At 44.9% G+C, this 15,523-nt stretch carries 11 protein-coding genes; 7 read left to right on the forward strand and 4 right to left on the reverse strand.

The genetic code is table 11. The features are described 5' to 3' along the window. Positions 1-69 precede the first annotated feature (69 nt). The 5 genes from F3J22_RS21875 to F3J22_RS21895 all read left to right on the forward strand — a co-directional run bounded on the left by F3J22_RS21875 (position 70) and on the right by F3J22_RS21895 (position 3,289). Complete coding sequence (locus F3J22_RS21875) at positions 70-768, forward strand: tol-pal system YbgF family protein (RefSeq protein ID WP_167020063.1); 699 nt, start codon at positions 70-72, stop codon at positions 766-768. A 98-nt stretch (positions 769-866) separates the two neighbouring features. After that, positions 867-1,367, forward strand: coding sequence for a 6,7-dimethyl-8-ribityllumazine synthase (ribH, locus tag F3J22_RS21880; RefSeq protein ID WP_167020064.1), 501 nt, complete (start codon positions 867-869; stop codon positions 1,365-1,367). A 9-nt stretch (positions 1,368-1,376) separates the two neighbouring features. Then, on the forward strand, positions 1,377-2,096 hold the full coding sequence (locus F3J22_RS21885) for a (Fe-S)-binding protein (protein ID WP_167020065.1): 720 nt from the start codon (positions 1,377-1,379) through the stop codon (positions 2,094-2,096). Positions 2,097-2,128: 32 nt separating this feature from the next. Then, positions 2,129-2,539 (forward strand): EVE domain-containing protein, encoded by a 411-nt coding sequence (locus tag F3J22_RS21890; protein WP_167020066.1) that lies wholly within the window; start codon positions 2,129-2,131, stop codon positions 2,537-2,539. A gap of 45 nt (positions 2,540-2,584) precedes the next feature. Then, positions 2,585-3,289 (forward strand): NAD-dependent deacylase, encoded by a 705-nt coding sequence (locus F3J22_RS21895; RefSeq protein WP_167020067.1) that lies wholly within the window; start codon positions 2,585-2,587, stop codon positions 3,287-3,289. A 124-nt stretch (positions 3,290-3,413) separates the two neighbouring features. Here the strand turns inward: F3J22_RS21895 and F3J22_RS21900 are convergent, their stop codons facing one another. Then, entirely contained in the window at positions 3,414-4,742 is a 1,329-nt protein-coding gene (locus F3J22_RS21900) for a saccharopine dehydrogenase C-terminal domain-containing protein (protein WP_167020068.1), read from the reverse strand. A 430-nt stretch (positions 4,743-5,172) separates the two neighbouring features. Here F3J22_RS21900 and gyrA point away from each other — a divergent pair, with 430 nt between their 5' ends. Beyond that, positions 5,173-7,749: a DNA gyrase subunit A gene (gene gyrA, locus F3J22_RS21905; RefSeq protein ID WP_167020069.1), complete on the forward strand. Its 2,577-nt coding sequence runs from the start codon at positions 5,173-5,175 to the stop codon at positions 7,747-7,749. Positions 7,750-7,918: 169 nt separating this feature from the next. After that, positions 7,919-9,172: a lipopolysaccharide assembly protein LapB gene (locus F3J22_RS21910; RefSeq protein WP_167020070.1), complete on the forward strand. Its 1,254-nt coding sequence runs from the start codon at positions 7,919-7,921 to the stop codon at positions 9,170-9,172. A 244-nt stretch (positions 9,173-9,416) separates the two neighbouring features. On the opposite strand, the gene F3J22_RS21915 is transcribed toward F3J22_RS21910, so the two are convergent. The 3 genes from F3J22_RS21915 to F3J22_RS21925 form a co-directional block, all read right to left on the reverse strand. Next, complete coding sequence (locus F3J22_RS21915; RefSeq protein ID WP_167018492.1) at positions 9,417-9,626, reverse strand: hypothetical protein; 210 nt, start codon at positions 9,624-9,626, stop codon at positions 9,417-9,419. Positions 9,627-9,758: 132 nt separating this feature from the next. After that, positions 9,759-13,130, reverse strand: a complete 3,372-nt coding sequence (locus F3J22_RS21920; RefSeq protein WP_167020071.1) for a glycosyltransferase — start codon at positions 13,128-13,130, stop codon at positions 9,759-9,761. Positions 13,131-13,291: 161 nt separating this feature from the next. Further along, positions 13,292-15,439, reverse strand: coding sequence for an ATP-binding protein (locus F3J22_RS21925; protein ID WP_167020072.1), 2,148 nt, complete (start codon positions 15,437-15,439; stop codon positions 13,292-13,294). Positions 15,440-15,523 lie beyond the last annotated feature (84 nt).

A 15,523-nucleotide genomic window follows, 5' to 3' on the forward strand; every position in this document is an offset into this window, starting at 1 on the left:
AATTTCCCCGGAGGGACTGTTAGGCACTTGCAGCTATTCATAAACCAAGCAACTACAATTACACATCAAATGTCAGAAACTACAAATAATACCACTCAGCCAAAAACAAAGAATGAGTTTGATCTGGAAGCCAGCATGCACAAAGCAGAAGACTTCTATTCAAAAAACAAGAATATCATCAATATCGCCCTCCTCGCTGTTGTGGTAGTAGTTGGTGGCTTTTTCGCCTATAACCGTTTTGTAAAAGCCCCTAACGAGAAAAAAGCCCAGGAAATGGTTTTCCAGGCGCAGAACTACTTCGCGGTAGACTCCTTCAAACTGGCACTGAATGGTGATGGTAACAACTTTGGTTTTCTGCAGGTAATCAACAAATACGGTGGTACACAGGCAGGTAACATCGCTAAATACAGCGCAGGCGTTTGCTACATCCGCCTCGGTGAATTCCAGAAAGGTATCGAGCAGCTGAAAGATTTCTCTTCCAGCGACCTCATGCTGCAACCATCTGCCTACGGCCTGATCGGTGACGCTTACATGGAACTGAACCAGGTAAATGATGGTATCGAATACTATAAAAAAGCTGGTCATTACAACGACAACGAAATGATCGCTCCTGTATATCTGTTCCGTGCTGGTATGGCATTGGAAAAAGCTGGTAAAGCACAGGATGCTATTGCCATCTACAAAGAAATTAAAGAAAAATACCCACTGAGCAACGAAGGCAAGGATATGGATAAATACCTGGCTCGCCTCGGTGATGTAAGAAACTAATTAATCGCTAATGTGGCTGGCTTTTAGCTGCCCCTATATAGATCCTGTTTATATTTTGGCGCTAAAAGCTATCCCCTACAGCATGAAAGCAACAGAATATGTCGGACAATAACAAAAGCTTATTAAATGATGCTGGCATTCTCAACCTGGAGGATGCCAGTGTTGTTATGGTCTATACCGAATGGAACGACCATATTATCAACGAACTCGTAGCGGGTTGCGAAAAATCACTGACACAGTACAATGTTTCCAAAACCAATAAAATTGTAGTACCTGGCGCATTCGAGCTGCCATATGCCTGCAAACAATATTGGGAAGCTACACAAGGTACTGGTAAGGAACCTGGCGCTATTATTGCTTTCGGTTGCGTGATCCGTGGAGAAACACCGCACTTTGACTACGTTTGTAAAGCCGTTACGGAAGGAATCCTGCAACTGAACCTTCAGTTACCCGTTCCCGTTATATTTGGTATTCTGACGGTAGACAATGAGCAACAGGCACTCGATCGCCTCGGTGGTGCTCACGGTCATAAAGGAGAAGAAGCTGCTATCACTGCACTGAAAATGATAGCACTGAGAAGGAATCTGGCAAAGAGCTAAAATAATAAGATGAACGTACAGTTATTCATACCATGCTTTGTAGACCAAATGTTCCCGGAAACCGCTTTCAACATGGTGAAAGTTTTGGAGAAACTGGGATGTAATGTCATGTATAACACCGAGCAAACCTGCTGCGGCCAGCCGGCCTTCAACGCAGGTTATCACGATGAATGCAGGACCGTTGCCACCAAATTTCTGAAGGACTTCCATACCTTCGACTATATAGTAGCCCCCAGTGGCTCCTGTACCGGATTTGTAAGGAACTACTACGCAAAACTGTTTGATAACTCTGCTGCACATAATGAAGTAAAACTCCTGAAGAAAAACCTCTATGAGTTTACTGAATTTCTGGTAGATGTTTTACACGTAACAGATCTGGGTGCTACCCTCAATGGCATTGGTACCTACCATGATGCCTGCGGCGCACTGAGAGAATGTGGTATTAAGGAAGGGCCGCGGAAGCTGCTGGAAAAAGTGAAAGGACTGGAGTTAAAAGAGATGAATGATTGTGAAGTGTGCTGTGGCTTTGGCGGTACGTTTTCTGTAAAATTCGAACCTATTTCCATGGGAATGGGCGAACAGAAAGTGAATAACGCTGTAGCCAGTGGTGCAGACTATCTCATCTCCACCGACCTGTCCTGCCTGATGCACCTCGACGGCTATATCCGGAAACATGGGACCAACATAAAAATCATGCATATTGCCGATGTACTGGCCAGTGGCTGGTAACCGGCAGATCATCTACCTAAAAATTTACTGAAATGAACTACTGGCTGGTGAAGTCTGAGCCTTTTAAATATTCCTGGGACCAGTTTGTAAAAGATAAAGTTACCTTCTGGGACGGTGTGCGTAATTATCAGGCACGTAATAACCTGAAAGGCATGAAGAAGGGAGACAAAGTTCTCTTCTATCACAGCAATGAAGGATTGGAAATTGTAGGCCTTGCCACTGTAGCGAAAGAATTTTACCAGGACCCAACCACACCTGATCCTAACTGGGTAGTGGTAGACCTGAAGCCCCTGAAGCCATTCAAAAAGCCCGTAACCCTGGCTGCCATGAAGGCTGAGAAAGCACTGGCCAACCTGTCGCTGATCCGCCAGGGCCGCCTCTCTGTTTGTAATGTTACGCCTGAAGAATTTGAGGTGATCATGGAAATGGGTGATATGAAGTAAGGCAAGGGAAACCAACTTTAGCTTAATCCCAAAAATTGAATATCAATGAAAAAAAGACTGGTAGTGTTGACTGGCGCTGGCATCAGCGCCGAAAGCGGCCTGCGTACCTTCCGTGATAGCGACGGATTGTGGGAAGGCCATGATGTTTATCAGGTGGCATCCCCTGACGGATGGCGCAAAGACCCTGCACTGGTACTCGAATTCTACAACCAGCGCCGAAAAGATGTACTCGCTGCCCAACCCAATGAAGCGCATATCGGTCTCGCAAAACTGGAAGAACATTTCGATGTCAGGATCATCACCCAGAACATCGACGACCTCCACGAGCGGGCTGGTTCCACCAAGGTGATACACTTGCATGGTGAGATCTTCAAAATGCGCAGCGTTAAGGACTTTGATGAACAAACCATTATGGATATCAAAGGTGATATCAAAGTGGGAGACCTCGGCCCTGACGGCGGACAAATGCGCCCGCATATCGTATGGTTCGGAGAAGCGGTGCCGATGATAGAACAGGCGCAGCGCGAAGTACTCTGGGCTGATTACTTTGTTGTAGTAGGAACTTCACTCAACGTATATCCTGCCGCCGGCTTGCTGAACTATGTAAAACCAGCCGTGCAGAAGTTTATCATCGACAAGAAAATTCCTGCAGTAGATCATTACTATGTTAATCTGAAAAAGATTGAAAGTGCTGCTACCACTGGTGTTGCAACGTTAACAGATCTGTTGCTGAAAGAAATTCAATCATAATTATCTTTCTACGTATATACATCTGTGTTAATCATCGGCATAAAATAAAAAGCCCTCCCGGACAAGGGAGGGCATCACAACAACCTTTAGCCCCATGAGCGTTTTCTATAGGATACAATAGCTTCTATTCAAACGTTTCTTCAAAACGTATATCGAATTCTTCCAGTTCTTTTAATACAGGATTATAGATTTCCGGCATCACGGGGATATGTAACCCTTTAAGGCTCACCTTATCAGACAGTATCAGCTTGGCCATGATACCCAGCGGCAGCCCTACCGTTTTAGCCATCGCGGTTCTGAGATTATCTTCCCCCTGTACGATCATGTAGGCATGCATTCTGGTGGCCATGCTACGTCTTTCAAATTCAATTTCGTGCATCATCACGATCATATCCTTGTCGGTAGGTTCCATGCGCAGCTTCTCCTGTACTACTGATTCGAGCACGCCTGCATTGGTTTTTTCTCCCAGGTTGATCTGATCACCATTGAGCAGGCCGAGGTATTTCAGCTGACGTATTACTTTGGATTTGCTGCTCACCCCCAGGTGTTGGGCAACATATTCATCATGTGCCTCTGCAGCATTATCGCCGTCCAGATTTTGGGTGGCCCAGTTATAATAGGTCATATGATCCGTCTGAACTTTTTTAGCATCATCTGTCAGACCTAATTTAATGAGTGCATTCCATCCTTCGCAGAAATCCGGGAAACGCAGGGTCGCTCTCATGAAGGTGGCTATTTCCTGGAGTTTATAGATTTCCATGTAGGAGAGGGAGTCCCTGTTAGGGTAATAGGCAAGTTTACCTATACCGGGTACCTGGATGGTTTTATTATGATCAAAAAGTTGTTCGTAAGAGAGTTCTTTTATTTTTCCTTTTTCTTTATAGGTTGCGCCTGAACTGCCTGACAGAACGATGTTTCGGGCATTCCAGGAGATTTTATATTGCCATGGGTTATCGATACTGTCTGGTGAAATGAGTCCGCCACAGTAGGATTTAAAGGAGAAGATTTGTCCGCCTTTCTTTTCAATGGAGTGAATGAGTTTCATGGCCGACATATGATCGATGCCGGGGTCGAGTCCCATTTCATACATAAAGAGGAGGCCTGCTTTTTCGATGTCTTTTTCGAGTTTACGGACTTCGGGGTCTACGTAGGAGGCTGTGAGGAGGTTTTTATGAAACTGCAGACAGTCTTTGGCTACGAGAATATGCAGGGGCGGGGGTAAAAGGGAAATGACGAGATCTGTTTCCTGGATAAGCTGCTGACGTGCAGCCTGGTCATGAATGTTCAATTCCACGGGGGTTGCATAATAAGATTTGCCAGTCTTGGACTTGATCTGTAATAAGTCCTGGTCAGCTACCGTCACGTGCCATTTTTGTCTGGGCGCATTGGTGATAAGGTAGTCGATAAGGCTTGTTGCAGATTTTCCTGCGCCAAACAACAAAATATTTCTCATGGTACGCTTTTCTTTGGGAAAAAGTGATTAAGAATCAGTGGAATAACATAGAATTTGATATATATGTTCGAATTCCCGGGGAAATTCGGATTTACCTATATAAAAAATATATTATCCTGTAAAAAAATCTATTGATTATCAATCGATGTTGGGATAAACAGCTGGTATTTTGTCATTTTTTACATATCATGTAATTGGGACATATAAGAGATAAAGTAAAATTACATAAATTCGGATTATAACGTTTCAGGGGGGATTAATCCTTGCCCGGTATGTAGCTTTTAAACTATATAACGAACTTTAAATATCAGCTTTTATCCCTATGGCCAATTTTATTCACATTTTACTTTTTTCAGGCCGTTATTCGGGCTGAAAATGTTATATTTGCCTCTATTATTTTTCAGCAGAAAAATCTGTAAATCAATACTAAATGACAGAGCATACGGAAAATCAGCAGGAAGGGAAAATTGTTCAGATTAATATCGAAGAACAAATGAAAACTGCCTACATAGATTACTCGATGTCAGTAATTGTAGGCCGTGCGTTGCCCGATGTAAGAGATGGTTTAAAACCTGTTCACCGCCGCGTTCTATTCGGTATGAATGAGGCCGGGAACCACAGTAATAAACCATACAAGAAGTCTGCACGTATTGTAGGGGATGTAATGGGTAAGTATCACCCGCATGGAGACAGCTCTATTTATGACACCATTGTACGTATGGCGCAGCCCTGGAGTTTGCGTTATATGCTGGTAGATGGTCAGGGTAACTTTGGTTCGGTGGATGGTGACATGCCGGCGGCCATGCGTTACACGGAGGTTCGTTTGCAGAAACTGGCCGAGGCAATGCTGGAGGACATCGAAAAGGAAACGGTGGATTTCACCCTCAACTTCGATGATACTTTGGAAGAGCCTACGGTACTGCCTACACGAATTCCGAATCTCCTGATCAACGGAGCTTCCGGTATCGCGGTGGGTATGGCTACCAACATCATGCCTCACAACCTGTCTGAAGTAATCGACGGTCTGATCGCCATGATCGACAACAGGGACATCACGATTGAGGAGCTGATCAAGCATGTGAAAGCGCCTGATTTCCCAACCGGCGGTATCATCTACGGTTTCGACGGTGTAAAACAAGGTTTTGAAACCGGTCGTGGCCGCGTGGTGGTACGTGGTAAAATCACTACTGAAACATCTAAAGCCGGTCGTGAAAGACTGGTAATATATGAACTGCCTTACCAGATCAACAAGGCAGTGCTGCACCAGAAAATTGCGCAGCTGGTAAATGATAAGATCATCGAAGGTATTTCCGATGTACGTGACGAGAGTGACCGTGAAGGTATGCGCCTGGTAATTGATCTGAAACGTGAGGCTATTCCTAACGTTATCATCAACCAGTTATATAAATATTCTGAACTGCAGACCTCATACGGTATCAACAACGTGGCGCTGGTAAAAGGTCGTCCGCGTATTCTGAACCTGAAAGAAATCCTGCACGAGTTTATTGAGTTCCGCCATGAGGTAGTTGTAAGAAGAACGAAATTCGATCTGCGTAAGGCAGAAGAGAAGGCGCACATCTTACAAGGTTACCTGATTGCACTGGACCACCTGGATGCGGTTATTGCACTGATCCGTGCAGCAGCCACCCCTGAAATTGCGAAAGATGGACTGATGAGCGAATTCGGTTTATCTGAAATTCAGGCCAAAGCAATCCTGGAATTACGTCTGCAAAGACTGACAGGTATGGAGCGTGATAAGATCCGTGCTGAATACGACGAAATCATGAAACTCATCGCTTACCTCAACGAGGTACTGAATGACGAAGGTTTACGTATGAGAATCATCAAGGAAGAGCTGGAAGAAGTGAAGAAGAAATTTGGTGATGAGCGTAAAACAGAGATCCAGTACCTGGCATCTGAGATGAGAATCGAGGATATCATTGCAGAAGAAGATGTGGTAATTACCATTTCTCACCTGGGTTATATCAAACGTACTTCTGCCTATGACTACCGTCAGCAGAAGCGTGGTGGCCGCGGAGCGATCGGTGGCAGAACCAGGGACGAAGATTACATCGAACACCTGTTCGTGGCATCTACGCACCATACCATGCTCTTCTTTACAGAGAAAGGCCGTTGCTACTGGCTGAAGGTCTACGAAATTCCGGAAGGCGAGAAAAACGGTAAGGGCCGTGCGATCCAGAATATGATCCAGCTGCCTTCTGATGATAAGATCCGTGCAATCATAGATATTAAAGATCTGGGAGATAAAGATTTCATCAATAACAATTATATTGTACTCTGTACTAAAAACGGTATCATCAAGAAAACGCTGCTGGAAGAATTCTCCCGTCCGCGTCAGAATGGTGTGAACGCTATCACTATCAATGAAGGTGACCAGCTGCTGGAAGCAAAACTTACCAATGGCGACAGTCAGATCATGATGGCGATCCAGAGCGGTCGTGCGATTCGTTTCCCTGAGGCTACCGTACGCGACACCGGCCGTGGTGCTATTGGTGTACGTGGTATTGAGGTAGATAATGAGAAAGATGAAGTGGTTGGTATGATTTGTGTAGACAAGAACGACGAATCAAGAACTGTACTCGTAGTATCTGAAAAAGGCTACGGAAAACGTACCAACATTGAGGAGTACCGTATCACCAACAGAGGTGGTAAAGGTGTAAAAACCATAAATATTACTGAAAAAACCGGTAACCTGATTGCCATTCTGGATGTAACTGAACAACACGACCTGATGATCACCTGTAAATCCGGTATCACCATTCGTATGGCGGTTGCAGACATCCGTGAAGCCGGACGTGCCACACAGGGTGTGCGCCTGATCCGCCTGGACGATAACGACGAAATTGCAGCAGTAGCACGTCTTGACGAACAGGAAGAAGAGGACGAAATTGCAACTGAAGAGATCAATGGAGAAGAAGGTGGAGAAAATACCACTGAAGATAATGCCAGCGAGTCTTCCGCATCTGAAGCGCCAGCAGCAGAATAAACCGTTCAATAATATTCATTTAAAGGCCGCATTTCGTTCCTGAAAAGGAGTGAAATGCGGTTTTCAGAAAATTACAGTGTCCGCTTTAGTGGTAGCTGCCAATAAGATTGTATACTATTTAAAAGCACCATACTCTTACAAAGTAATCAGCAACTTAAAACAATAAGACATGAAAAAATTACTGGTTTCTTTTCTCCTCTGCTCCGCAACATTCAGTGTAATGGCACAACGGGCGAAAGTGAGCAGCGCGGAGGAAAACCTGAAAAAGCCGGATCTGGAGAAAGCAAAAGCAGATATTGACGCAGCATTACAGAACGACAAGACTAAAAACGACGCCAAAACATGGCTGGTAAATGGTCAGATCCTGGAAGCAATGGGTACAAAAGCAAAAGATGCTTCTTTAGCCCTGCAAGCGTTTGATTCTTACAAAAAAGCGCTCGAGATCGATCCTAAAATGAAAGAAGCGGTGCTGGTAATGAACCAGTCTATGTACAACATCTATGCTGTTGTTGCAAACGCTGGTTATGCTGCCCTGAACGAACAGAAATGGGAACCGGCAGTAACTAACTTCTCTAAAGCAGAAGAAGTAGTAACCTACTTCAACGGCAAAAACCTGGGTAGCACCATCCCTACAGATACCAGCCTTGTATTCTACACCGGTTATGCCGCTAACCAGGCTGGCCAGAAAGACCAGGCACTGACCTATCTGCAGAAAGCTGCTGACTTACAGTTCAAAGGTGAACCTGCACTGTATGTTATCCTGGGTCAGTTATATGAAGAAAAAGGTGATAACGCTAACTGGCTGAAAGCCATCGAACAGGGTAAAACTGTTTTCCCTAAAGACAAGCGTTTCAACGATATGGAAATGATGTACTATACCAAAACCGGTAAAACTACAGAACTCCTGAGCATGCTCGAAAAGAAAATTGCTGAAAATCCAGACGACCAGCAACTGCAACTGGATTACGCTATCCGCCTGGACAACCTCGCTAACCCTCACGATGAGAAAGGTAACGAAGTTGCTAAACCAGCTAACTACGAAGAGCTGATCGGTAAAGCAGAAGCTGCCTACAAAAAAGTACTGGCTGCAAATCCTGCTGATGCTATCGCTAACTTCCAGCTGGGTGCACTGTACTTCAATAAAGCAGTAGTTTACAACAAACAACTGAATGACCTGAACAGTAAAGAACAAACCGGTCCTAAAGCAAAAGAACTGCAAGGTAAAATGGAAGCACTGATGAACCAGTCTTTACCTTTCTTCGAAAAAGCTGATGAGTCTTTCGCTGCTAAAGGTGCTAACATCGAAGCTAGCGACAAACAATCTTACGAAAGCTGCCTGTATGCATTGCAGAAAATCTATGCAATCAAAAACCAGACTGCTAAAATGGATGAAGTGAAAAAGAAACTGGATGCGCTGAAATAACCGCAGCATTTATTATAATTCACGTACGTTATAAGAGCCCTGCAGCAATGCAGGGCTTTTTGTTTTATCAGCTGATGCCATAGATAAAACATCAAGGGGGGATGCCATAGGCATCCCCCCTTGATGTTTTATTCCTCTTCCTGCCGAAGGCAGGAAGAGGAATAAAACAATAGTATTTAAAGCAAAAAAATCCCGTTCTGGAAACCAGAACGGGACAATTAACTCAAACGCTGTATAAACTAGATTAAGCTTTCTTTGCAGGAGCTTTCTCAGCTTTCTTAGCAGCAGCAGCTGGTTTAGCAGCTTTCTTAGTAGTATCAGCAGCTGGTTTAGCAGCAGGAGCTTCAGTTTTAGCAGCTTTTTCTTTTTTAGCTGGTTTAGCAGCAGGTGCTTGTGCGAAAGAAGCAGCAGAGATAGTCATTACTGCTACAGCGGCGATCAGGCTTTTTTTCATGATGTTTGTCTTTTAAAAGATTAAGTAAATTAGTTCAGAGTTTGTACAGCTAAATTAAGGCGCTGCGCTTCCTTTTATGTAGTGTTTCGGTGAACAGGTTATTACTGTCGTTGAACACGGGAAATTGTACGGTCATACTACCTGCACATGGCCTGTTCTTTTCAAAACGCCCCATCCCTGTGCATTTCCCTGGATTGCTTTTTTGATGGAACGGAATAAAACTACGTACATCAGTTGACGGTAGACGAACTTCTGTGGCACCATCCAGATCAGTTTTTTCAATGGTGCTTTTTCGAATAAAAAGGCTACCATGGCCACTAACACGTCAACAAGTGTAAATAGTACGTAGCAGAAAATTATCTTGTGCATACCTGCCGCATCATGTCTGTTCCAGATAAGGCTCCATACCAGCATGATATCGGCGAGTGGCGCCAGGATAGGCAGTAACACCTGGAAGATCACGATATTTGGCAGGGATATCAGTCCCAATGCTTTATAACGGGGATTGAAGCAGGCATCGAGGTTTTTGCGGCAGCTCTGCATGATACCGTAGCTCCAGCGAAAACGTTGTTTCATGAACTGTTTCAGTGTTTCAGGTGCCTCTGTCATGGCGATGGCATCGGTGCAGTTACGGATCACATAACCTTTCCTTAAGATCCTGATGGTCAGGTCACAATCCTCTGCCAGCGTGTCTGTGGTGAATCCACCTGCTTCATCGATCGCACGTTTGCTGAAGGCACCGATAGCACCAGGAACAACGGTAATACCATTTACCAGGTCCAGCGCCCGGCGGTCGAAGTTCTGTGCGGTGATGTACTCGATAGACTGCCATCTGGCCAGTAAGGTGTTTTCATTACCTACTTTCACATTACCAGCTACTGCACCCACCTGGTCATTGTCGAAGCGTGTCATCAGGTGTTTAACTGCATCCGGATACAACTGTGTGTCTGCATCTATACAAATCACATAATCATATTTCGCATAGCCGATACCGTAGTTTAAAGCACTGGCCTTGCCTCCGTTGGGTTTGGTGAATACCTGCACCTGCGGATGACAGCCATAGGCATCGTGCATCAGGGTATAGGTATCATCTTTCGAACCATCATCTACAAAGATGATTTCAAATAACGGATATTGTTGAAGGAGCAGACTTTTAACGGTATTGACCGCATTTACAGATTCATTATAGGCAGGTACGATAATAGATACGCCTGGCAGTTTATCATCAGCAGGTACCGCCACCGGATTTCTTTTTTCTTTGAAATACTGTATGGTAGCCATTATCAGCATCACCAATATTTTCACCATACCAAGAATAATAGCGGCCCAGAATGCGATCTGTAAAAACTGTTGTATACGGAAGAATATCAGGGCAACAGTACCATTCATGGCAATGACAGGATTATGTACCTGTGGCATTACTTCTGCACGGTTCTTATTCAGTAAAGCCGAAACAGTAGTGAACTGTACACCATGTGTTTTGAAGTAATGGATGATTCTTGGTAAAGCCGCTACGGTAGCGCTTCTGTCGCCACCAGCATCATGCAGCAGGATAATTCCTTTCTCAGGATTTGCTTCGTACTGATCCACCACACGTTGATAAATGGTATCAGCACTAACGCCTGGTTCCCAGTCTTCCGGATCGATACTTTCACCGATGGTATAATAATTACTCTTTTTACTCAGTGCTACCGGTTTCAGTTCTTCCGGTGTGGTAGGCTCTGCATCTGCATTGTAAGGGGCGCGGAAAAGGATGGTACTGTGTCCGGTAGCAGCTTCAATGAGGAGCCTGGTAGCATTGATTTCTGTATTGGCCCTGTCTTCGCTGATGGCAGCGATATTAGGATGTGTAAAGGTGTGGTTACCGATTTCTTCACCGCTGGTATAAAGTTGTTTCAGTATAGGCAGATTATTTTCTGCATTTATACCGATGACGAAGAAAGCTGCGGGCACTTTTTCTTCCTGCAGAATGTTGAGTACCTGCGGTGTATAGGTAGCATCAGGGCCGTCGTCGAAGGTAAGGATCACCTGTTTTTTCACCTGTCCGGATTTGCGGATAACGTAGCCGGTAGGGAGTGTCTGGTAATCCTGTGAGGCCACCAGGTGATGTTCGTCAGGTGTAATTTTGATGTAACCGTCGTGAGGATCACTTACCACGTTCAGTACTTCACCATCGCCGATATAGTCAGGTTTGGCGGCAGCAGCCTGTATGCCAGACAGTTTGCTGAAATCGAATGGTTGTTTTGCCAATGCCTGGTTGTCGAGGCGGCGGTAGTAAAAGCTCCACAGGCGGGCATCTTCAGAGCCCAGGCGCCAGATAGCGGTACCGGCAGCACCGTATTCATCTGAAAACCGGAGTGTATTGAAGTTACCGGCAGCATCCATGAATTGAACATGGTGTACCACATTATCATCATCTGTATAATCAAAGTGACAGTTGTAGGTATCTTCGTCAAAATTAATTTTTGCGTGGTACTGATTGGCCAGTTGCAATGCTTCCTGGTAAGTAACGGTGGTACCTTCGCTATTGGCTGGCCAGTCGTAGCCATAGGCTGCAATGCACAGTACCAGCCTGTTTGCAGGTATTTTATGTGCTGCTTCGTCCAGTACTTTTTCTATCCATCTTTCCTCACTAACGGGACCGGCTACACTGGTTCCGAAGTGCTGGTCATATCCCATCAGGAAAATGTAATCGTTGTATTTTCCTAATTCGCTGAGGTTATAGTCTTCGTTGTTAGGTGTTACATCCTGTGTAACCAGCAAACCTTCTTTGTGGAGTTTGTCGTACAACTCGTGCTGGAAGCTGATCAGCGGTTCATCACTTTTTTCGGCATATTCTTCAAAGTCGATGTTGATACCCTGCAGGTGGTACTGGTGCAGTGTTTTGATGATATCTGCAATCAATTTTTCTTTTTTCTGCGGATTGGTAAGAACCTGGTGTAATATTTTAGGATCGAAGTCGCCATTTTCTTTATCTGCATTGATATTATTTAGCAGCGGCAGTATGGCTACGTGGTGTTGCTGCATGAGCTGTAGTGCAGGCTGGTCGATTTCAGTACGAAGCGTATCTGTTTTTGGGTCTATAAAGAACCATTCAGGTACTACCGTATTCATTTTATCGATGTTTGTTTGCAGCGAATAGAATGATTGCGGGTCCCAGTCTACATAGAAGCCGGCGCGGATGGTTTTAACAGCTTGTCCGTTTACCACTGCGTTCATGCCGGCTTTGCGGTTTTTGTCGGAGATGATATCTTCAAAACCTTTGTAAGTCTTAGCTTCTTTCTGATTTAAAGAAACAGGCTGTACGGGGTGTTGGAGTTTCTTATAGTTATAGGTGCTGTTGTCCTGGAGGGTTGGCAATCCAGGCATGTAATTGTTCCGTAAAGCCAGCCATACGATAATCACCATCAGCAGTCCGGCCAGGAGGAGTATCCTGGATGTCCACTGAAATGTGCGCCAGCGCAGGGGGGAGGTGGTTTGGAAAATCTGTTTGCTGTTACTCATAATCCTATATTTATCAATACAAAATTACTTGTAGCAGGCTGCGTGGAAGGGCGTCTGTCGATATACAGGCAGGAGTTGTCGGTGAGCAGGCGGCGGCTGTCGACTGTTAACATTCCTTTAGCAGTAAGGATTTTAGCCCTTTAAGAATGCTTTAACAATTATCAGATCATGATAGAGATAGCTTCCTGTATGGCTTGCATGGAGAGTTGTTTCAGCGATTCGAACTGTTCCCTTACAATAACAGGATCATATACCGCAGGGGTAAGTTCTTCCAGCGGATCGAGGATAGGGTAAAGATGTGATTCCAGGCCAATGAAGCTGACGGTAGTTTTGAGGTTATGTGCCGTACTTCTGATGCTGGCAATATCTTCGTTGTTGATGGCTTTTTTGAGGCTGCTGAGATCTTCTGGTAGTTGAGATATGAATTGTTCCAGCATGGTATTTTCGAAGCCTTTATCGCCTTTGGAGAGATCATGCAGGTATTGCATATTCAGCAGATGTGTACCATTTTCTCCATTCAGTAAAGGACTGGTAACACTGGTGTCAGGGCCTTGTAATTTTCCGGTAAATATCTGGATGAGGCGGTAGAGTTCTTCTGCACGGATGGGTTTGGCGATATATTCGTTCATGCCCATCTGCAGGCACTTTTCGCGTTCTCCGGCCATTGCATGCGCTGTCATGGCTATCACCGGGATGTTGGAGTGAAGCTCACCGCGTAATTTCTGTACAGTCATATAACCATCCATGACAGGCATCTGTATATCTAATAATAACAGGTCGTAGTTCGATTTTTCCAGTGCCTGTAATGCTTCCTGGCCGTTGTTCACGATTTTGTAAGGTAGTCGCCAGGTGCTGAGGAGGTGCCGCAACAGGTTTTGGTTAAGGCGGTTATCTTCCGCTACGAGGAGGCGTACTTCTTCATGGCGTGACTCCAGGTCCTGATCAGGGGAGAGTTTATCACTGGTTTCAGGCAGTGCTTCACCGATGGCATAAGGTAGTTCTACTTTAAAGGCGGCGCCTTCTCCAGGTTTGCTTTCTACAGAAATAAATCCATTCTGCAGTTCAACCAGTTGCTTTACGATGGTAAGCCCAAGGCCGGTACCACCGTATTTGCGGGTAGTAGAGGCTTCGCCCTGGTTAAAGCGGTCGAAGATAGAATGCTGCTTGCCTGGTTCTATTCCTATGCCGGTATCTCTGATAGTAAATAACAGGCGTACGCCCATCTCATCTGCCCAAACCTTGGATACATGAATACTTACTTCACCACTGTCAGTAAATTTGATGGCATTGCTGGTGAGGTTGACCAATACCTGCGTCAGGCGGGTTACATCACCATAAAGGATATCAGGTACCTGGTCGTCGATGGTCACGTGCAGCAGCAGATTTTTCTCTTCTGCTTTGGGACGGAATAAAGTGTAGATATTGTGTAATACGCCATGCAGACTGAAGGAGCTGCCTTCAATGCGCATCATACCTGATTCTATTTTAGAGATATCGAGGATGTCGTTGATGATTTCCAGCAGGTTTTGTCCGGCGCCTTCGATGGCGGAAACGTATTCTTTGGATTTATTATTAAGTGGTTGTGCTTTTAGCAGGTGTGTGAAGCCCAGAACAGCGTTCATAGGGGTCCGGATTTCATGGCTCATATTGGCCAGGAACTGATCTTTTACGGCAGTAAGTTTTCGTTCCTTCTGCCGGGCCTGGTCCAGTTCATCTATCAGCTGTTCCTGTTTATGGATACGGCTGGTAATATATAGAAAGGCCAGCAGACTGCTCAAACAGGCGAAGAACACCAGTACGGTGCCCCAGCTTTGTGCTTTCTGGCCACTGGTATCTATCAGATGGGTGGTGCGGTTTACTTCCGATTGCCGGGTGGTATCCAGCTGATGGAGGATGCCGGTAATAGCCTCACTGAGCCTTTTCCCTTTCTGGTTGTTGATCATCTTCTCAGCGGCCCATTTACCTTTACTGTAGAAGGTATCCAGCACCTGCACATTGAAACTGTTTTTCTCATCCACCAGGTAATTTAACTGGGTGAGTAGTTTCTCTGTGCTGTCATTTCTGACAATTTTATTAATCTCTTTGAGGTCGGCCTTAATTACTGCTATTTCTGCCTCAATCCCGGTAATATGGAGGGTATCCTGTGAAATGACCGTACCACGGACTTTTATATCCGTTTTGGCCATATTGGTCTGAAGCTTCTGTAATTCGTTTTTTACGTTCAGCTCCTGGAGTAGCTGTTCGTTTCCGGAGATAAGTTTCTGAATGTTTTTGGCGGAGTTAAACTGCAGCACAATAAATAGTATCATGCCTAGTATGAATAGGCCCAGGAGATAATATTTAATTCGCTTAGGTTGCATGACAGTTTAGTACATATAAACGCTGATATAGGA

This window comes from Chitinophaga sp. Cy-1792, from assembly GCF_011752935.1.
GTDB lineage: Bacteria > Bacteroidota > Bacteroidia > Chitinophagales > Chitinophagaceae > Chitinophaga.